This window comes from Halopseudomonas sp., from assembly GCF_036961105.1.
Classification (GTDB): domain Bacteria; phylum Pseudomonadota; class Gammaproteobacteria; order Pseudomonadales; family Pseudomonadaceae; genus Halopseudomonas.
In genome coordinates this window covers 1-19,396 of sequence record NZ_JBALWW010000005.1, presented here as the reverse complement: position 1 = coordinate 19,396, position 19,396 = coordinate 1, and the positions used below count along the sequence as shown (strand labels likewise).

At 61.7% G+C, this 19,396-nt stretch carries 21 protein-coding genes and 2 pseudogenes; 20 read left to right on the top strand and 3 right to left on the bottom strand.

Annotated elements, in window-relative coordinates; translation table 11 throughout:
- The first annotated feature begins 74 nt into the window (after positions 1-74).
- From imuA to V7756_RS07355, 3 genes are read left to right on the top strand one after another with little or no spacing between them, the layout of a single operon-like run.
- Positions 75-686: a translesion DNA synthesis-associated protein ImuA gene (gene imuA / locus V7756_RS07365; RefSeq protein WP_335609506.1), complete on the top strand. Its 612-nt coding sequence runs from the start codon at positions 75-77 to the stop codon at positions 684-686.
- A 7-nt stretch (positions 687-693) separates the two neighbouring features.
- Positions 694-2,106, top strand: a complete 1,413-nt coding sequence (locus tag V7756_RS07360) for a Y-family DNA polymerase (RefSeq protein WP_335609505.1) — start codon at positions 694-696, stop codon at positions 2,104-2,106.
- Entirely contained in the window at positions 2,082-5,180 is a 3,099-nt protein-coding gene (locus tag V7756_RS07355; RefSeq protein ID WP_335609667.1) for an error-prone DNA polymerase, read from the top strand. Before V7756_RS07360 ends, V7756_RS07355 begins: the two co-directional genes overlap by 25 nt.
- 67 nt (positions 5,181-5,247) lie before the next feature.
- Here the strand turns inward: V7756_RS07355 and V7756_RS07350 are convergent, their stop codons facing one another.
- The gene (locus V7756_RS07350; RefSeq protein WP_335609504.1) at positions 5,248-6,291 is read right to left on the bottom strand and encodes an enoyl-CoA hydratase/isomerase family protein; all 1,044 of its coding nucleotides are present in this window, start codon (positions 6,289-6,291) and stop codon (positions 5,248-5,250) included.
- A 1,088-nt stretch (positions 6,292-7,379) separates the two neighbouring features.
- Between V7756_RS07350 and V7756_RS07345 the strand changes: the two genes are divergently transcribed.
- The gene (locus V7756_RS07345) at positions 7,380-7,712 is read left to right on the top strand and encodes a hypothetical protein (protein WP_335609503.1); all 333 of its coding nucleotides are present in this window, start codon (positions 7,380-7,382) and stop codon (positions 7,710-7,712) included.
- A gap of 145 nt (positions 7,713-7,857) precedes the next feature.
- Here the strand turns inward: V7756_RS07345 and V7756_RS07340 are convergent, their stop codons facing one another.
- On the bottom strand, positions 7,858-8,922 hold the full coding sequence (locus tag V7756_RS07340) for a phage portal protein (protein ID WP_335609502.1): 1,065 nt from the start codon (positions 8,920-8,922) through the stop codon (positions 7,858-7,860).
- Between the two features lie 12 nt (positions 8,923-8,934).
- Positions 8,935-10,701 carry a terminase ATPase subunit family protein gene (locus V7756_RS07335; protein ID WP_335609501.1) on the bottom strand — a complete coding sequence of 589 codons (1,767 nt, stop codon included), beginning with the start codon at positions 10,699-10,701 and terminating at the stop codon, positions 8,935-8,937.
- 156 nt (positions 10,702-10,857) lie between these two features.
- Between V7756_RS07335 and V7756_RS07330 the strand changes: the two genes are divergently transcribed.
- The 16 genes and pseudogenes from V7756_RS07330 to V7756_RS07255 form a co-directional block, all read left to right on the top strand.
- The gene (locus V7756_RS07330; protein WP_335609500.1) at positions 10,858-11,724 is read left to right on the top strand and encodes a GPO family capsid scaffolding protein; all 867 of its coding nucleotides are present in this window, start codon (positions 10,858-10,860) and stop codon (positions 11,722-11,724) included.
- Between the two features lie 41 nt (positions 11,725-11,765).
- Positions 11,766-12,782 carry a phage major capsid protein, P2 family gene (locus V7756_RS07325; protein WP_335609499.1) on the top strand — a complete coding sequence of 339 codons (1,017 nt, stop codon included), beginning with the start codon at positions 11,766-11,768 and terminating at the stop codon, positions 12,780-12,782.
- 81 nt (positions 12,783-12,863) lie between these two features.
- The gene (gene gpM / locus V7756_RS07320) at positions 12,864-13,775 is read left to right on the top strand and encodes a phage terminase small subunit (protein WP_335609498.1); all 912 of its coding nucleotides are present in this window, start codon (positions 12,864-12,866) and stop codon (positions 13,773-13,775) included.
- 95 nt (positions 13,776-13,870) lie between these two features.
- Positions 13,871-14,332 (top strand): head completion/stabilization protein, encoded by a 462-nt coding sequence (locus V7756_RS07315; RefSeq protein ID WP_335609497.1) that lies wholly within the window; start codon positions 13,871-13,873, stop codon positions 14,330-14,332.
- Positions 14,332-14,541: a tail protein X gene (locus V7756_RS07310; RefSeq protein WP_335609496.1), complete on the top strand. Its 210-nt coding sequence runs from the start codon at positions 14,332-14,334 to the stop codon at positions 14,539-14,541. The genes V7756_RS07315 and V7756_RS07310 overlap by 1 nt, the downstream gene beginning before the upstream one ends.
- 12 nt (positions 14,542-14,553) lie before the next feature.
- Positions 14,554-14,910 (top strand): putative holin, encoded by a 357-nt coding sequence (locus V7756_RS07305; RefSeq protein ID WP_335609495.1) that lies wholly within the window; start codon positions 14,554-14,556, stop codon positions 14,908-14,910.
- 1 nt (position 14,911) lies between these two features.
- A complete protein-coding gene (locus V7756_RS07300) occupies positions 14,912-15,190 on the top strand; it encodes a phage holin family protein (RefSeq protein WP_335609494.1) in 279 nt (92 codons plus the stop codon).
- A complete protein-coding gene (locus V7756_RS07295) occupies positions 15,187-16,002 on the top strand; it encodes an N-acetylmuramidase family protein (RefSeq protein ID WP_335609493.1) in 816 nt (271 codons plus the stop codon). The genes V7756_RS07300 and V7756_RS07295 overlap by 4 nt, the downstream gene beginning before the upstream one ends.
- Entirely contained in the window at positions 15,999-16,214 is a 216-nt protein-coding gene (locus tag V7756_RS07290; RefSeq protein WP_335609492.1) for a hypothetical protein, read from the top strand. The genes V7756_RS07295 and V7756_RS07290 overlap by 4 nt, the downstream gene beginning before the upstream one ends.
- A pseudogene (locus tag V7756_RS07285) lies at positions 16,211-16,570 on the top strand (Rz-like lysis system protein LysB); the annotation flags it as partial. The gene V7756_RS07290 and the pseudogene V7756_RS07285, both read left to right, overlap by 4 nt.
- Positions 16,497-16,691: pseudogene (lysC, locus tag V7756_RS07280) on the top strand (Rz1-like lysis system protein LysC); the annotation flags it as partial. The pseudogenes V7756_RS07285 and lysC, both read left to right, overlap by 74 nt.
- A gap of 67 nt (positions 16,692-16,758) precedes the next feature.
- Complete coding sequence (locus V7756_RS07275) at positions 16,759-17,244, top strand: phage tail protein (RefSeq protein ID WP_335609490.1); 486 nt, start codon at positions 16,759-16,761, stop codon at positions 17,242-17,244.
- Entirely contained in the window at positions 17,241-17,699 is a 459-nt protein-coding gene (locus V7756_RS07270; protein ID WP_335609489.1) for a phage virion morphogenesis protein, read from the top strand. The genes V7756_RS07275 and V7756_RS07270 overlap by 4 nt, the downstream gene beginning before the upstream one ends.
- A gap of 60 nt (positions 17,700-17,759) precedes the next feature.
- The gene (locus V7756_RS07265; RefSeq protein WP_335609488.1) at positions 17,760-18,302 is read left to right on the top strand and encodes a phage baseplate assembly protein V; all 543 of its coding nucleotides are present in this window, start codon (positions 17,760-17,762) and stop codon (positions 18,300-18,302) included.
- Complete coding sequence (locus V7756_RS07260) at positions 18,299-18,646, top strand: GPW/gp25 family protein (RefSeq protein ID WP_335609487.1); 348 nt, start codon at positions 18,299-18,301, stop codon at positions 18,644-18,646. The genes V7756_RS07265 and V7756_RS07260 overlap by 4 nt, the downstream gene beginning before the upstream one ends.
- A partial coding sequence (locus V7756_RS07255) for a baseplate assembly protein (protein WP_335609486.1) occupies positions 18,643-19,396 on the top strand: 754 nt, incomplete at its 3' end. The genes V7756_RS07260 and V7756_RS07255, both read left to right, overlap by 4 nt.

Below are 19,396 nucleotides of genomic sequence, written 5' to 3'. Positions count from 1 at the left end.
GACCCCCCGCAAGGGAGTAAAATATGCTGTATGCATATACAGTTTATTTTGATTTCCTGTCAGGAGGATGAGCGATGGGCTCGGTTGTTGCGCTCGATAGTCTGTTGCAGCAGCGGCGCGTCTGGCGTGGCCGACAGGAGGTGCCGCCAACCAGAACGCAACCAACGGGTCATGCCGCACTGGATGCTGGGCTGCCCAGTGGTGGTTGGCAGTCGGCAGCACTCAATGAAATCCTGCTGCCGACCCTGGGCAGTGGTGAGTTGCAGCTGCTCTGGCCTACCCTGGCCCGCTTGTCTGAGCAGGGCGAACGCCTGGTATTGGTGGCGCCGCCTGCCATCCCCTTTGCGCCAGCCTGGGTACAGGCCGGCGTGACCTTGGCGCGTCTGTCGATTATTCAAACCAGCGGTCGTGATGCTCTCTGGGCCGCCGAGCAGTGTCTGCGCTCCGGCAGCTGTGGGGCTGTGCTGTGCTGGCCGGAGCGAGCAGATGACCGCGCGCTGCGTCGCCTGCAGGTAGCGGCAGAGGCGGGCGACACTCTGGCTTTCGTCCTGCGATCGCAGCGCGAAGCGGTCAACGCCTCGCCGGCGGCCTTGCGCTTGTTGCTGGAGCTGCAACCACCCCAGCTGCGCGTACTCAAATGCCGTGGCGGCTTGCCGCCTGCCGCCCCCTTGCTGCTGGGGCACTGAGCCAGGTATGCGCTGGGCCTGTATTCTGTTCCCACAGCTGGCACTGGATGCGCAATTGCGCACCCGTGAGGATCCCCTGCAGCCGCTGGTGCTGTTGAGCGGGCCGCCGCAACGGCGAGTGCTGCAGGCGGTCAGCCCGGCAGCGCGCGAGCTGGGCTTGCGCGCCGGGCAGACCCTCACCGCAGCTCGCGCGCTGAGTGACGATTTTGCCTGTGCCGAACATGACGCCGAGCAGATTGATTACTGGCAGCGTTTTCTCGCCAGTTGGGCCTATCAGTTCAGCGCGCATGTCAGCCTCGATTATCCGCGTGCGCTCTTGCTGGAGGTGGAGTCGAGCATGGCGCTGTTTGGTCCCTGGTCGCGGTTTGAAGCTCGCTTGCGCGAGGACCTGCACGAGCTGGGTTTTAGCCATCGTATTGCGCTGGCGCCTAATGCCCTGGCGGCGCGCGTGCTGGTCAACGTGGCTGACGGTTTGGCGCTGGATGAGGCGCAATGGGCGCAGTATCTGCCCGATCTGCCGGTCAGTCGCAGCGGTTTTGCCCCTGAGCTGGCCGCTGCGCTGGCGCGTATGGGCTTGCGACAGCTGCGCCAGGTCCTGGCTTTGCCGCGGGCCAGTCTGGCCAGACGATTCCCACCCAGCCTGCTGGATCATCTGGATATCTTGCAGGGGCTGCACCCCTTGGCGCTGGGTTGCTACCTGCCGCCGGATCATTTTGCTGGCCGGGTAGAGTTCAATTTTGACGTGGAGTCCATTGCCTCGCTGCTGTTTCCGCTGCGCCGGCTGACGGCCGATCTCTCGGCCTTTCTGGCCGGGCGCGATTGCGGGGTGCAGCGCTTTGTCATGTGGCTGGAGCACCGTGAGGGAGAACCTACTCAAGTGCCGGTGGGCCTGCTCAGCGCTGAACGTCAAGCAGGCATGCTGTTCGAGCTGGCGCGCGGTCGACTGGAGGCGGTGCAGTTGCGCGCTCCGGTGCAGGCCTTTGCTTTGTGGGCTGAGGAGTTGCCGCATTTTGTTCCGGCCGCCGCCGAGCTGTTTGTCGAGCGGCCTCAGCAGTCTCTGCCCTGGGAGCAGCTACGCGAACGTCTGCGCGCGCGCCTGGGGGATGATGCAGTGCAAGGCGTAGCGCTCTGTGCCGACCATCGGCCGGAGCACGCCTGGAGTGGCGTGCCGAACCATGGCAGGCAGCCAGCCACCAGTCAGGTGTCGCGGCCGGGCTGGCTGTTGCACGAGCCTCAGCTGCTGGATGATCTGTTTCCGCGCATTCTCTGCGGCCCCGAGCGGATAGAATCGGGTTGGTGGGATGGTGGTGATACCCGCCGCGATTATTATCTGATCGAAACCCGCGATGGGCGACGTGCCTGGGCCTTCCATGGCGCCGGTCAGACAGGCCCGCTCTGGGTGCACGGGTGGTTCGCATGACAGTTGAGTATGCCGAGCTGCATTGCCTCTCCAACTTCAGTTTCCAGCGCGGCGCCTCCAGTGCGCAGGAGTTGTTCGAGCGCGCCAAGCTGCACGGCTATCGCGCCCTGGCGATTACCGATGAGGGAAGTCTTGCCGGCATTGTGCGCGCCTGGCAGGCCGCGCAGGCAAGCGAGCTCAAGCTGATCGTAGGCAGCGAAGTGCAGATAGAGAACGGCCCCAGGCTGGTGTTGCTGGTGCAGAACCTGGGCGGTTATCAGAATCTATGCCGTCTGCTGACCCTGGCGCGTCGGCGTGCAGATAAAGGCGAGTACCGCCTGCTGGCGGAGGATTTTGCCCATGATGTGCAAGGCCTTCTGGCGCTCTGGTTGCCTGCTGATGAGCCGAATGAAGCCGAGGGCCGCTGGCTTGCCGAGCACTTTGCCGAGCGTCTCTGGCTGGCGGTAGAACTGCACCGTAGCCAGGATGACGCGCGCCGGCTGGATCAGTTGCAGGGGCTTGGCGCCCGTCTGGGATTGCCCTGTGTCGCCAGCGGGGATGTACACATGCATGCCCGTGGTCGCCGCGCGTTGCAGGACAGCATGACCGCCATTCGTCATCGCTGTACTGTCATGGAAGCTGGCCATCGCCTGTTCGCCAATGGCGAGCGGCATCTGCGCAGCCTGGCAGTGCTACAGGCAATCTATCCGCCAGCATTGTTGGCGGAAAGTCTGCGCATAGCCGATCGTTGCCATTTTGACCTTCGCCAGTTGCGCTATCAGTACCCGCACGAGGTAGTGCCTGATGGGCATACCGCTGCCAGTTGGTTGCGCGAGCTGACGCAGCGCGGCATGCATTGGCGTTGGCCCGATGGGGTTACCGATAAGGTGGCAGCGCAGATCGACAAGGAGCTGCAGCTGATCGCCGAGAAGGGCTATGACAGCTACTTTCTCACCGTGCACGATATAGTCGATTACGCCCGCCGCCAGAAGATTCTCTGCCAGGGCCGCGGCTCGGCGGCCAACTCGGCGGTGTGTTACGCGCTGGGGATTACCGAGATCAATCCGGTACACAGCAATCTGCTGTTTGAGCGTTTCATTTCCCGCGAACGCGACGAGCCGCCGGACATCGATGTGGATTTCGAACACGAGCGCCGTGAAGAAGTCATCCAGTATGTGTTCCGCCGTTACGGGCGCGAGCGTGCCGCGCTGACGGCCGTGGCCAATACCTACCACGCCGCTGGCGCCGTGCGCGATGTGGCGCGGGTGCTGGGGCTGCCGGGGGATCAGATAGACCAGCTGGCGCGCTGCTGCGGACGCTGGACCAGCAAGATACCCGATGCCGCGCGCCTGGCTGAAGCGGGCTTTGATGCCAACAATCCGCTGCTGCACAGAGTGCTGACGCTGGCCGGCGAGTTGGTGGGTTTCCCGCGGCACTTGTCGCAGCATCCGGGTGGTTTCGTTATTTCCGAGGCGCCGCTGCATACTCTGGTGCCGGTAGAGAACGCCAGCATGGCCGAGCGCACCGTGGTGCAATGGGACAAGGATGACCTGGACGCCGTGGGGCTGCTCAAGGTCGATATATTGGCCCTGGGTATGCTCAGCGCCCTGCGCCGCTGTTTTGATCTGCTGCGGCATTACCGCAATCTGGACCTGACGCTGGCCAGTATTCCTGCCGAAGACCGCCCCACCTACGAGATGATCAGCCGCGCCGACACCATAGGCGTGTTCCAGATCGAGTCGCGCGCGCAGATGGCCATGTTACCCCGTCTGCGTCCGCGCACCTTTTATGATCTGGTTATCGAAGTGGCGATAGTGCGCCCCGGCCCGATTCAGGGCGACATGGTGCATCCCTACCTGCGCCGGCGTAATGGAGAAGAGCCGGTGGTTTATCCTTCCGAAGAGCTCAAGAAGGTGTTCGCCCGCACTCTGGGCGTGCCGCTGTTTCAGGAGCAGGTGATGGAGCTGGCCATTGTGGCTGCCGGTTACAGCCCTGGCGAGGCTGACCAGTTGCGTCGCTCCATGGCGGCCTGGAAGCGTACCGGTGGGCTGGAGCCACACCGCCAGCGCCTGGCCGAAGGCATGCTGGAGCGTGGTTACAGCGCCGAGTTTGCCGCGCGCATTTTCGAGCAGATCAAAGGTTTTGGCAGTTACGGTTTCCCTGAGTCGCATGCCGCCAGCTTTGCTCTGCTGACCTACGCCAGTTGCTGGCTGAAGTGCCATGAGCCAGCGGCCTTTACCTGCGCGTTGGTCAATAGTTGGCCGATGGGCTTTTACAGTCCCGATCAGCTGCTGCAGGATGCGCGGCGGCACAATATCGAGACGCGTCCGGTGGATGTACAGCACAGTGATTGGGATTGCACCCTGGAGCCGGCGCAGACCGAGCAACCGGCGATTCGTCTGGGCTTGCGACAGATAAAGGGCTTTTGTGAAGAAGATGCCCTGCGGCTGGTCGCCGCCCGCAAGCAACAGGCCTTCCTTGATGTGGCTGATCTGGTGCAGCGTGCGGCATTGGGTAATCGGGCGCGCGCCCAATTGGCCGATTCCGGAGCCTTGCGCGGTCTGGCAGGCGGTCGTTTTCGCGCCCGCTGGGCGGTGGCTGGCGTCGAGCCGCAATTGGCTCTGTTTGGCGGGCAGCGGGCGCCGCAGGAAGCCGCCGCGTCGATTCCAACGCCCAGCGTTGCCGAAGACATGCAGGCCGATTACGCCACGCTGGGTACAACCCTGGGCCCGCATCCGCTGCGCTTGTTACGGGCCGAGCTGAGCAGCCGGCGCTGCCGCAGCTCGCGCGATCTGTTGCAGCACGAGCCGGACCGTCCGGTTCGGGTAGCGGGGTTGGTGGTCGGGCGGCAGCGCCCCGGCACTGCCAGTGGCGTCACCTTCGTCACGCTGGAAGATGAGTTCGGCATGATCAATGTGGTGGTCTGGCGGGATCTCGCGGACCGCCAGCGCAAGGTGCTGGTCGGTTCCGAGTTGTTGATGGTGCACGGGCAGTTTGAAGCACGCGAAGGCGTGCGCCATGTGATTGCCCGGCGGCTAGAGGATCTCGGCGAACTGTTGACGGGCATGAAGGTGCGTAGCCGAGACTTTCACTGAGAAGCCACCGACCAGCCAGTGGAAACCACCCGCCGGTCTTTGTGCAACCGGCCGCAACCTTCTCTGCTTAAAGATCAGCAAAGAAAGCCGCGACCCGGCCGGCATCCACCTGGTCGATGTGTGCCGGATTCCATCTTGGCTGCTTATCCTTGTCGACCAGCAGCGCCCGTACGCCCTCGACAATGTCGCCGCCCTCGAACCACTGCCGGTCCAGGTGCAGCTCCATGGCGAAGCACTGTTCCAGAGACAGATGGCGACCGCGGCGCAACAGCTCGAGGGTGACCGCCATGGCAATGGGCGAGCGGTTGTCGATGACCTTGACGGTGGTAGTGGCCCAGTCGGCATAGGCAGAGCGGGTTTCTGTGGTCAGAGAATGCCGGATGCTGGCGATATCAGGCTGGGAAAAATGCAAGTCGATTGCCGGTTGCAGTTGTGCCAACCGCGAAGAGGGCAGGGTGCAGGGGCCCAGTTCGGCAAGATGCGCCTGCAGGTTGCTGCTGGCGTCAAAGGTATCCAGTAGCTGATCCAGCCGGCCTAACTGATTGCTGTGCAGGCAAAGATCGGCCAGGCCGCTGTGCAAGGCATCGGCGGCGTCGATGTGATTGCCGGTAATGCCCAGATAAATGCCAATCTCACCAGGCAGGCGGGGCAGAAAATAACTGCCGCCCACGTCGGGAAAGTAGCCGATGCCGGTTTCCGGCATGCCGAGGCGTGCGCGCTCGGTAACCAGACGGATGCTGGCGCCCTGGGCAAGGCCCATGCCACCGCCCAGTACAAAGCCGTCCATCAATGCCAGCACGGGTTTGGGGTAGGCGTGAATATAGCCATCCAGCGCGTACTCCTCGCTGAAAAATTCCTCAATGCCCGGCTCACCTGCCAGGTGCTTGTCGTAGATGCCGCGAATGTCGCCTCCGGCGCAAAAGGCGCGTTCACCGGCGCCGCGCAAAACGACTGCCTGAATTGCCGTGTTCGTTGCCCACTGCTCCAGCTGACTGCGTAGCAAACGCACCATCTCCAACGTCAGCGCATTGAGTCCGGCAGGACGGTTGAGGGTCAGATGGCCAATATGGCCGCGAACTTCTGCTATTACCGGGGCGGTACCAGTGTTCATGAAAACTCCAAAACAGCGTCAGGCTGTATCACAGCATAACGGGTCGGCAGGTGGCGTGGGTTCGCGCGCCTGCAGTTGACGAGAGTGCGCAAGCAGGCTGCAAGCCAGCCGCGCACTGACAGGTCAGGGCGCAGCTTACCAGGCTCAGTCTGGGCTCAGTGAGTCGGAGTATAAATTAGCGCGAACTACGGCTGAAGGCGCAGACCGAGAGAAGCTCAACCGGTAGTTGAGCTGCCTGCTAGACTGCAGGCATGGCGGCAAATCGCAGGCGAAAAAAAACCGCTGAATGAGGTTAATCATTCAACGGTTTTGAACCTGGTTGCGGGGGCCCGCTTTGTTCGTTATCCATCCGCCTGAAATAGATCCCTGTGAGTACGAGAGAAGCCGCGAATGCGGCTTTTTTTGTGCGTGCTAGATAGTGCACGGGATATTTCGGAGCTCGCTCGCGCCACACAGAGCGGCGATTTTATTCCCGGCCATCGGAAAGCGGTAATAAAGGTAATATCAAAGCCAACTACTCCATTTTTCTTATAAGATACATAAGGTTATGTATATTTCAAGAAAGGTAATATTACGGTTATAAATGGTAATTTCCTTACCTTTATGACTGGTAATGCCGCGGTCCATTGATGGCCTTTAAAATCAATAGGTTACGTTCATATTACCTTTTAAATTACCTTGAATTACCGTTGTTTGGTAATGCGTTAATTTCAATTAAAACAATAGGTTGCGTTTCCTTTTCGCTGCCGCATTACCACATTACCTCTTTCCGATAGCCCTCCAGTTTCTAGGCACGCTTCTGATCGACCGAAGGCTCTATAACGCCGTCTGCGCATGATTACGCATGAAATGAAGTCGTCCCCTGCCTGCGTGCACCGCGCGGCCTGACTGGGCCGCAGCAGGTCGCCTGAGTGCAACAAAACCCACGCATTTAGACCGCAGGAGGGGAGGGGGGATGACGGCGCGCGCCGGGTGCGGCTAGGGGGTGGGTGGGGTCGACTGGCCGGGCCGCCTGGTGCACGCGGGCGATTGAGCGATATCGGGCGCGGGCAGTCATACTGGTGGTAGCAACTAAGCGGAGCGGGATAATGGACACCAAACCCAAAGCCATGCGGGCAGACTTGTCTGGTCTCAGACTGGCAAATTATTATTTCGCGCATCACCTGATGCCTGGGGCCCATAGCACTATTGTGCTGGATCGGCTGATGGCCGAAGCGGAAGCGTCAGAGGTAGGCGGCGATGCTATCAGCGAGCTTCGGTTGATCGCGAACCACATCCGCGAGAGCGGCGTAATGCTGCCCGCGGAGGAAAATCAAGACGCTTGCGATCTGTCCCTGGGGTTGGTTCTGCAGCTGATAGAAGATCGGATAGCTGCGCTCGATGATAGGTCGCCCCGTTCGTCTGGAGGCCACGAATCATAAGGGTTTCCGCTGATTCTGGCTGGCCCTTGAACATGGAAAATGGTATGTTGTGATGGGGCTTTTCAGGTTGGTAGCGGCTTCTTTTTTCATGCTCGGATGCATAAAAAAGGCCGCGTAATGGCGGCCTCGGGTGGTGCGTTTTTGCTTAGCTTCCAGCGACTGCCAGCTCATATTTCTCAAACCGCACCACCTCTTCCCCCATCCAGTCGTTCAACTGCTCGAATCGTCGCTGCAGCGGCTTAAGCTCGTTCTCGGCATACACCTGTGCAGCCTGTGTCATGCTGCCAAAGCCGCCGGCGTTGCTGGGCACAACACCGATCAGCTGCGGCGGGATCCGGTGGCTGGCAAGGATGTCATCGCGCGACACGTTCTTGATGTTGAAGAACTCATCCTTGGCGGCAACCTCACCTACTGGTATCAGTTGCAGGCCGTCTTTTTTACCGTTGGGTGCGTAAACGAACAGGTTGCGGAAGTTGCCCGGGCCCTTGGCGTTCTTCATCGCCTCCTGCAGGGCTTCGATGTCGTCTTCGTTCTGCCCGGGGTCGGTCATGTACATGATGAACCCCGCGTGGCTGCCGTTGTTGTAGTACTTGCGGCGGAAGAGGGTCGCCGACTCATTCAGCCAGGCGCTCTGCAAGCTGCTCAAGTACTCCGGCACACCGTAGATCTCCTGGTTGATGTCTGGCTCCTGCAGCTGAAATATCGTTCCCGGCTCAAACTCGTGCTCTTGCTTCCAGCCATGCAGCATGAAGAACTGGTCGGGATCCTCTCCCCTGCGCATGTACTTGGCCAACGGCGGCGTTAATCCGATCGCGTTGCGCAGCATCGAGTTTTTGCGCTCCAGGTAGCCATTGCCAAAGATCAGCTCATCTAGCGCCCATCGGCCGAACGCCTCCCGGCTCAGCAGGCGATTCGGAATGAAAGTGCTGGCCAGCATGTTGCGCTTGAAGAACAGCGCCGAGCTGTGATGCGGCCCAGCCCTGAACGCCTTGGCCAGCCCGTTCATGCTGATGGGTGGCTCATACCACTTGCCGTTCAGCCAGCACTCAGTGTGATCGAGGATGTCGCGGCCTTCGAGTACCGGTACCGGATCCCCGAATGAGAAGGAAACCCCCTGGGCGCCCTGCGCCTGATCCGGTTGAGCCGCCGGCGCAGTAGTGGCGGGTGGCGTGTTCGAGTGCTGGCGGCTGCGGTGACTGCGTTTGCTCATTGTGGATCTCCGTTAATCAGGCAGGACAATGCGGCCGGTATTACGGCCGGTTTGCCCTTCCAGGGGTTCGTTGTGTATTGCGTGGAATAGCGCCCAGGCAAGATCAGCGTGGCCGGTTTCGTCATTGCGGCCGGCGGTGTAGGTGAATTGCCGCCCGCTCTGGGTGATGGTCTTGCGAATTGCCATCAACGCCTGGGCGATATCGGTCCAGCCGGCATCAAACTCCAGCCGGCCTTTGTTGATCACGTCATAGGCTTTCAGCACCAGCTTGGTTTTAACTTCCGGCGAGTAGCTGAAGGTGGTTACACCTGGGAAGAATTGCTTAACCAGCTGAGCAACGCCGCTGCCCATGCCAGTCATATCAATGCCGATGTACGTCACCCAATAGCGCTTGGTAACGCCGCGGATCGCCTCGGCCTGCGCGTCGAAGTCCATCCCGCGGAACTGATGGCGCTCCAAGATACGGAATTTGCCGCCCGGCACCGCCGGCGGAGCCACAACTATCAGGCCGGCGCTGTCGCCTGTTTCTGCAGGGTCATAGCCCACCCACACCTGCTTGTCACCGAGTGGCCTTGCCGCATGCGGCCGGTAGTCATCCGCCCAGGCTTCCCAGCTGTCGACCATGCACGGCTGCAGCATCGCAAGCGGGAAGATGCTCGCCCCGTCGTCCACAAACTGGCACATCAGCAGGTTTTCAAAGGCGTCAGCGCTGTACTCATCGCGCAGCTCATCGATGTCGAACAGATCGCAGCCGCGGGCCTCGGCATCCAGAATCGTCACAATCTGGCGCCAGATCTTGTCCTCGCACAGCCGGCCCTGCTGCAGCGCCTGGTGGCTCACGTCCAACTGGATGCGATCCTTTCGCGCGCGCCGCTTGTTAAAGCGCTCGCCAGTCCAGAACGTATAGGCCTCGTGCGCCATCGAGCTCGGCGTGCTGAAGTAGGTTTTACGGTATTGTTTCTGCATGGCCATGCCGCTGGCCACCTTGTTCAGCTCCTGGAAGCGGTGCGTCCAGAAGAACTCATCGAAGTAGAAGTTACCGTGGTAGCCCTGGGCGGTGCGGGCATTGGTACCGAGGAAGTAGATATGCGCCCCGTTGGGCAGCACGATCGGGTCACCGCTCAGCTCTAGCCCTGCCGCCTCGCGCGCAAAAGTCACAATGTACTGCTTGAACAAATGCGCCTGGCTCTTCGATGCCGACAAGAAAATCTGATTGCGGCCGGTCTCGATCGCATCAATCAGCGCCTCCCGGGCAAAGTAGAAGGTCGCGCCGATCTGCCGGCTTTTCAGAATCGCCCGAGTGCGCTGGCCACCGGCGCGGTACCAGTCCTGCTGATAGCCAAACAGCGAATCACGGAACGCCTCGAGCAGCTGCTCGGCCTGCTCTTCGCTGTATTCGTTGCGCGCCTTGCGCTGCTTGCGTTCAGCGGTGTTGCGGTTGGCCAATTTTGGGTTCAGGTCGGTCTCGGTACCGCCGTCGCTGTACCGCTGAATCCGGGCCTGGCGCTCAAGCTGGCGGTGCAGCAAATCGATCTCTTTGAAGTCGCCACCCGTCTTGCCATCTTTCAAAATCAGCTGTACAAGTCTGGCCTCAAGAGCCCCGCCAACCCGTTCCACGGTATCGGCGCGGTCCCACTCGTCACGCTTTTTCCAGCTGTGCACCGTGGGCTCTTTTTCGCCAATGTATTCAGCAATTTCAGTGACGCGCCAACCCTGCCAATAGAGAAATTTCCCCAGGCGGCGGCTGTCCATGTCGGTAACTTTCAGGGCTGCGTTCATGCCCGCAATGTTGCAGCCCGCCACACCCTATAACTCGCCCCTCACCTTGTAGCGTTCACCCCTACAAGAGCCCCTGATTGCCGCTCACGCGCCCACTGCCGACCATGCCTCCATCACAAGCGATTCAGCAGCCGCAACCAGATCCGAGGGACCAGCATGAAATTCAAGTCAAAGTTTTTCCGCGTAGCAGTGGAAGGGATGACCACCGACGGCCGCAAGATTGAGCGCTCCTGGATCCAGGAGATGGCCAGCACCTACAACCGCACCACCTACGGCGCGCGGATCTGGATGGAACACATGCGCGGCATGTTTGCTGATGGCCCCTTCAAGGCATACGGCGACGTACTGGCGCTGAAAGCGGAAGAGGTCGAAATCGACGGCAAGAAAAAGCTCGCCCTGTTCGCGCAGATCGAGCCCACCGCCGATCTCATCGCCATGAACAAGGCCAAACAGAAGATCTACAGCAGCATTGAGGTGCGCGAGAAGTTCGCAGATTCCGGCAAAGCGTATCTGATGGGCCTGGGCGTGACTGATTCCCCTGCAAGCCTCGGCACTGATGTGCTGGAGTTTTCCGCCAAAAATCCGGACGCCAGCCCTTTCAAATCGCGGAAAGAGAACCCCGACAACCTGTTTTCAGAGGCCGTCGAGGTAGATATCGAATTCGAGGAGGTCGACGAATCGCAGGGCAGCATCAAAAAGCTGTTCACCCAGGTCGCCGATCTGCTCAACAAGAGCAAGGACAAAGACGTCAAGGATGACAACCAATTTTCCGACATCCGTGACGCCGTAACCGCCCTGGCCACCCACGGTGCCGAGCAGGCCGACAAGTTCGCCCAGTTGCAGCAAGAGCACGCGTCCACCCGCGAGCAGCTCGCCGCCTTCAAAGAGCTCAAGACAGCGCATGAAAAGCTGTCCACCGACTTCGCCGAGCTGCTCGAGAAGCTGGACAAAACCCCCAGCAACCAGTTCCGCAAGCGCCCGCCCGCCACCGGTGGCGATGGAATGGTCGAGACCGACTGCTGATTTAAACCAGGTAAGGCCCTACTAGCCACGGAGTAACAAACATGCGTAACGATACACGGCGCCTTTTCAACGCCTACTTGAGCAAACTGGCCCAGATCAACAATGTTGAATCGGCCACCCAAGCGTTCAACGTCGACCCGACCGTGCAGCAAACGCTGGAGAACCGCATTCAGGAATCCAGCGCTTTCCTGCAGAGCATCAACATGGTGGGCGTCAGCCAGCAGTCGGGTGAAAAGGTCGGCCTGGGCGTAGGCGGCCCCATCGCCGGTACCACCGACACCACCGTACAGGATCGCCAAACCACCGATCCCACCGTGCTCGACGCCCACGGCTATTTCTGCACCCAGACCAACTTCGATACCCACCTGCGCTACGCCAAGCTCGACGCCTGGCGCAAGTTCCAGGATTTTCAAGCACGGGTGCGTAACGCCATCATCCAGCGCCAAGCGCTCGACCGCATCATGATCGGCTTCAACGGTATCGCCCGGGCGGCCACCTCCGACAAGGCCGCCAACCCCATGCTGCAAGACGTGAACATAGGCTGGCTGCAGAAGTACCGCCTGCACGCACCGCAGCGCGTACTCAGTGAAGTGGTCGTCGATAGCGATGCAGTCACATACGGCGCCGGCGGCGACTACGCCAACCTAGACGCCATCATCTACGACGCCGTCAACAACCTGATCGAACCCTGGTTCCAGGAAGACACCGAGCTCGTCGCCATCTGCGGCCGCAGCCTCATGCACGACAAGTACTTCCCGCTTGTGGACTCCGAACAGGCGCCCACCGAGCAACTGGCCCGCGACATCATCATCAGCCAGAAGCGCATCGGTGGCTTGCCGGCCGTGCGGGTGCCTTCCTTCCCGGCCAACGCTGTGCTGGTCACTCGCCTGGACAACCTGTCCATCTACTGGCAGGAAGAAACCCGCCGCCGCAACGTGGTGGACAACTCCAAGCGCGACCGCATCGAGAACTACGAATCGGTCAACGAAGCCTACGTCGTTGAAGACTACGGCTGCGGCGCCCTGATCGAGAACATCGCACCGTTTGAAGCACCGTAAGCCATCGGCCAGGCTACCCAGCCCGGTCCTTTGCTGCCGGCTCACCCCGGCAGCACTTTTTATCCCAAGGAGATAAACACAATGGCCCGTAAATTGACCCCAGCAGCGCGCCACATGGCCCGGGTCGCCAGTAAGCAAGCCGCGACCGCCGCCGCTGAAGCGCAAGGCCACATGGCCAACGCCACGGTTTACGAGCAGCACCTCGCCCAGCTGCACCAAGACCGACTGCGGCTGAAGAACATCAGCTCCATGCAGGGCAAGGCCGAACTGAAAAAGCAGCTCGTCACCACGTACCACGACTACATCGCCGGCGTGCTCGATAGCGCGGCGGGTGTGCAGGATGAAGTCTTCACCACCGTCATGCTCTGGGCGATCGATGCAGAAGACTTTCCCTTGGCACTGGCCATGGCCGATTACGTGCTCGAGCACGATCTGAAGCTGCCCGATCGCTTCGAGCGCCCACCCGCAACCATGGTTGCCGAAGAGATCGCCACCTCGGCCCTCAACGCCATCAAAGCCGACAAGCCGTTCAGCCTCGACGTGCTCCAGACCGCAGAGCGCATCACCCGCAGTTACGACATGCACGACCAGGCGCGCGCCAAGATCCACCTCGCCATCGCCAGAGGCTTGGCCCGCGAGCTGGATGAAGACAACCCAACCGAGCAGGCGGTCACCGGGCTGGCCAAGGCCAAAGCCCACCTCACGCGCGCTATTGAGTTGCACGACAAATGCGGCGGCAAGAAAGACCTCGAGAAGGTCGACCGCCTACTGAAGAAACATGCGGATCTCGTCAAACCGGGTACCAGCACCACTCTGGAAGAGACGGCAGACACAGCCGCCGCTGCCGGAGCCGGTGAGGTAGTCGGTACCGAGCCTGGCACAATCGAAATCCCCGCGGAAGATGCCGCAGCAGCGTCACTCGCTGCCGCCGAAGCACCCGCCCCGGGGGCCGATACCGCCCAGCCTCAACCCGACGAGAAACCCGCTAACTGAGCGTCCCCCGACGCCCGCCGGCGCGGGGGTCTTGAGCAGGGTTACCTCCTTTCCCCACTCAAGACACCCGCCCACCGGCGACCTGGGAAAACACCATGAGTGCATTTGTAGCCATCGGCACGTCAGACACATTCGAGCTCACCAACGACGGCTGGTTTCCCGATATTGACGCAAACCTGGCCCGCGAAACCCTGCGACTGGATGGCAGCATCACCGATGCCCGGCTCGAAGCTGCCCTGGTCAATGCCATGCTCAGCGTTAATCAAGATCTTGCCGGATTCAAAGCGCTCGCTGTCGTGATGCTGCATCCATCGCTGGGAGATATGCCCAGCAGCCAAATCAACGAAGAAAGCCGCCTCGTGCACCTCTACAAGCGCGCCGTCATCTGCACCGCCGGCGCCGAGCTGGTCGAACGCTATCGCAGCTTCGACACCAGCGCAGAAGGCAACAAGAACGCAGAAGCCCTCACCCCCAACATTGACGAACTGCGCCGCGATGCTCGCTGGGCCGTGCGCGATCTGCTCGGCACCCGCCGCACCAGCGTGGCACTCATCTGATGGAAACCATCCACGCCAACCAGGGCGACACCGTAGACGCCATTTGCTGGCGGTACTACGGCCGCACCGCCGGCGTAACTGAAGCCGTGCTCGAGGCCAACCCCGGGCTGGCCGATCTGGGCCCCATCCTGCCGATGGGCCAAACCGTGCATTTGCCTGCCATCACCCAGCAGGCAGAGCAACAAACCGCAGTAAATCTTTGGGACTGACAGGAGGTCAGCATGCCGGAACCAACCAGCAGCACCGCCGTAGCCATTACCGCCGGCACCAGCATTGGCTTGGCCACCTTGTTGCCATGGGTCGATGCCAACGCGCTCATGGGCGCCGTGCTCGGCGCTGCTCTCGTGGCATACGCGCAAAAAGACCTCAAAGCCTGGCAGCGCCTGGGCGGGCTCATCTTCTCTGCCATGGTCGGTTACCTCATGAGCACCGAGGTAGTTGCGCAAACGCCCATCAACGAAACCGGCCCCGGCGCCTTTATCGGCGCCATCGTCATCGTCCCGCTAGGGCTCAAGCTCATGGAGTGGGTGGGCAAACTGGAAATCGCCACGCTCTTCAAGCGCGGCAACGGAGGCTGATATGCACCTGTTCACCGCATTGCTCCCCATCGTCGTCACCATCGCCTACCTGCTCGCAGCGGCTCGGCTGCTGTCATTCAACCGCTGCGGCTACCGCGTGCGGCGCGGCATGTCACTGCTCGCTAGCCTCATGATCGGCGCGCTGCTCTGTGCCGGCCTCGATCAGCTGCTCTATCAGCATCCGGTCAGCCCCTGGCAAGCCATGATCGCCGTCCTGGTATGCGTGTTGGTCTACCGCTCCCGCGGCAACGTCGCCGCCATGATGAGGTTCTCAGAATGAGTCAACTGCTACAGCTTGGCAGCAAAGGCCACGCCGTGCGCGATCTGCAAGCCGCACTCACCCGCGCCGGCTACCGTGTAAAACTCGATGGCGACTTTGGCCCTGCAACAGAGTCAGCCATCATCGCCCTGCAGCGCAGCAAAGGCCTTGTGGTCGACGGCATCGCCGGCGCCAAGACGCTCGCCGCCCTGGGCGGGAAAGATTGCAGCAGCCAGCTCAAAGAGGCAGACCTGATTGCCGCGGCGGATCGGCTCGGCGTAGGGCTGGCATCAATCAAAGCCGTGAATGAGGTAGAGAGCAGGGGAGAGGGCTTCTTTGCCCCCGGCAAGCCGGCGATTCTGTACGAGCGGCACGTCATGCACGACCTACTGAGCGCCAGTCACGACGCGCAAGACGTCGCCGAGCTCGCCGCCCTGCACCCCAATCTGATCAGCACCGCACCGGGTGGCTACGCCGGCGGCGTCAGCGAATACCCCCGCCTGGCTCGCGCCCGCATGATCGATGCCGAGGCCGCCACCGGCGCCTGCAGCTGGGGTGCCTTCCAGATCATGGGCTATCACGCCCCCCGCCTGGGCTACGCCAGCGCGCAAGCCATGGCCGACGCAATGCAGCAGAGCGAAGCCGAGCATCTGGAAGCCTTCGTGCGCTTCATCGAAGCCGACCCAGCCCTGCACAAGGCCCTCAAAGCCCGCAAATGGGCAGCGTTTGCCAAGGGCTACAACGGCCCGGCCTATGCCCGCAACCTGTATGACGTCAAGCTCGCCCGCGCATACGCCCGGCACCGGGAACTGATCCAAGGGGTGGCAGCATGAACCAACTGAAGCTGGGAGACGTGCGCAAGCTGCAGATTCAAGACGGTGACGTGCTGGTTGTGCCGGCCGGCGTCGACCCAGCGGCAGTACAGGCGTTTCTCAAAGTGCTGGGCGAGCTGGATCCAGCACCACTGGGCGTAACCGTCGCCATCGGCCCCATCGAAACCATCAGCCAAGCGCAGATGGAAGCCGCCGGCTGGTACCGCAAATGAGCACCCTACGCCAGATCGCCCTGGGCCTCGCCCTCATTGCCAGTATTGCCGGCCTCATCTGGCTGCAGCAGCAGCGCATCGAGTCAGCCCAAACCGACCGGGCAGAAGCCCTGGCGCAGGCAGAGAGCGCCCAGCAAATCATCGCCCGGCGTGACGGCACCATCGCACAGCTCAACATCGCACTAGAGCAGGAGCGCACCGCACAGGCCGGCCTGCGGCAACAGCAGGCAGCGCTGCAAGTGCAGCTGCGCCAACGTGAACGCACCATAAAGGAACTGGAACATGAGAACGAAGAGTTACGCGTCTGGGCTCGCCAGCCTCTGCCTGCTGCTGCTCAGCGGCTGCGGCAGCGCCCCGCCATCACCGGAGCCGCAGCCTATTACGATTGGCTGTCCCGAAGTAACGCAGTGCACGCTGAGCGCCACGGGGCCCCAGAACAACGGCCAGCTGCTGAACGATAGCGACGTAACCGAGGCCGACTGGGCCAGCTGCGCCGCCCAGGTCGACATGGTCTACCACTGCCAACAAGCCCGGAAGCTCAAAGATGAACAAACCCGACTCACTACGCCGCCACCTCGAGCAAGCCATACCGGAGCTGCGCAAGAATCCCGATCGTCTCCTGGTGTTCATCGACAACGGCACCCTGCGCAGCACAGCAGCCCCCGGGCTCAGCTTCGAATACGCCTACACGCTGAATCTGATTTTCACCGACTTTGCCGGCCACCCGGATTCCATCGCCGTGCCCCTGTTCGCGTGGCTGCTCGTCAACCAGAACGAATTGATGGCCAACCTCGACAGAGCCAAAGATTCGGTCCAGTTCGAAGCCGACCTGCTAGACAACTCCAAAGTGGATCTGTCCATCACGCTGCCGCTCACCGAGCGGGTGATCGTCAAGCCCCAGGGCGATGGTCAGCTGCTCATCACGCACCCGCCAGAGCCGCCGCTTGAAGAGCCCTATGAAGCCACCAGCTGGCAGCTGATCGGCAAAGACGGTGAAGTGCTCGCCGAGTGGGACAACCCCGCCCCATGACCGACGACCTCACCGCCCTGGAAGATTGGGCCGGTGGCCTGCTCGCCAAGCTCAAGCCCGCAGAGCGGCGCAAACTCACCAAAAGCGTCGCCCGGGATCTGCGCCGCAGCCAACAGCAGCGCATCGCCGCCCAGCGCAACCCAGACGGCACCGCCTACGCCCCCCGCAGAACCCGCAATCTGCGCGGCAAGCAGGGGCGCGTCAAACGTAAAATGTTCACCAAACTCAAAACCGCCAAGCACCTCAAGATCCAGAGCGATGCCAACAGCATTGGCCTGGCCTTCACCGGCCGCGCCGCCCGCCTGGCCCGCGTGCACCAGTACGGCCTGCGTGATCGCCCCGGCAAAGATGCACCGCAAGTCAGGTATGCACGGCGTGAAGTGCTCGGCTTCTCCGCTGCAGACCTCGACCTCATCCGCGACAGTGTGCTTGCGCACCTCACCCCGCCCCTGTAAGCGCGCCCGGTACAAGGTCAGCCGCTCAACTTCCTCGCGCAGGCGCGACACCATCACCGCATGGACCCAATCGCCGAACTACGCCGCCGCCTCGATAACCTGATCCGCCCCGGTACCGTCTATGCCGTGGATGCGGCCAACGTCCGTTGCCGCGTCAAATCCGGCCAGCTGCTCACCGATTGGCTGCCGTACTTCGTGCGCCGCGCCGGCTCCCGCCGCGACTCAGACCACCCAACCAACAATGAGCAAGCCGTGGTGTTCAGCCCCAGCGGCGAGCTGGGCGCCGGCTTTGTACTCGTCGGCCTCAACTCGGATGCATTCCCCAGCCCCAATGCAGACCCAAACCTGCACAGCAGCCACTTTGCCGATGGCACCTGGTTCGGCTATGACCAGGGCGCGGGTGACATGACGGTAGTCATGACCGAAGAAGGCCAAATCCACATCATCGCCCCCGGCGGGGTCAACATCACCGGCCCTGTGAATATCACCGGCCTGGTCACTGTCACCGAAGACGTCATCGCCGCCGGCATCAGTCAGGTTCACCACCAACACCCCATCAACGGCGGCAGCTCAGCCCCTGGCCCAACGGGTGAGCCCCAATGAACGGCATGAGCACCACCGGCAAAGCCATCAACGGCGTCGAGCATCTGCGTCAGTCAATTGCAGACATCCTCACCACGCCGATCGGTAGCCGCGTCATGCGCCGCGAGTACGGCAGCTTGCTGCCCGAGCTGATCGACCAACCCCAAAACGCCGGCACAGAGGTGCGCCTGTTCAGCGCCATCACCACCGCCCTCATGCAATGGGAGCCGCGGCTGCGCCTGTCGCGCGTCAGCATCCAGCGCACGGGGGCAGGGCAGAGCGTGCTCACGCTGGAGGGTGATCGTATCGAATCGGGTGAAGCGGTCAGCCTGCAAGTCCCCCTACAACTCGGTGCCGCCACATGAGCAGCTTCACCGCCGTAGACCTAAGCCAACTACCACCGCCCCAGGTGGTCGAACCGCTCGACTTCGAAACCATTTTTGCGCGCAAGCTGGCGCAGCTCATCGAGCTGGATCCGCAGTTCGATGCACTGGTCGAATCAGACCCCGCCTACAAGATCTTGCAGGTTTCCGCATACGACGAACTCCTGCTGCGCCAGCGCGTCAACGAAGCGGCCCGCGCGGTCATGCTGGCTTACGCGCAAGACGCAGACCTCGATCAGCTCGCCGCCAACTTCAACGTGCAGCGGCTGCTCATCACACCCGGCAACCCGCAGGCCGTGCCGCCGGTGCCTGCCGTGTATGAGTCAAATGAAGCATTGCGCCGCCGCGTACAGCTCAGCTTTGAGGCCTTCACCACCGCCGGTAGCCAGGGCAGCTACATATTCGCCGCGCTCGGTGCCAGCGGCCTTGTGCGCGATGCCAATGCCAGCAGCCCAGCGCCCGGGCTGGTGTCAGTGTTTGTGCTATCGCAAGAAGGCAACGGCACCGCCTCCGAGCAGTTGCTCGAAGTAGTGACCGCTTCGGTCAACGCCGAAAGCGTACGGCCCATGACGGACCAGGTCAGCGTGCTGTCTGCCTCGGTGAATGAATACGTCATCACCGCCGTGCTCACCGTGTACCCAGGCCCAGATGCAGAAGTGGTGCGGCAGGCCGCGCTGGCCAGCGCTCAGGCCTACGCAAGCGCCATGCACCGAATGGCCTACGACGTCACCC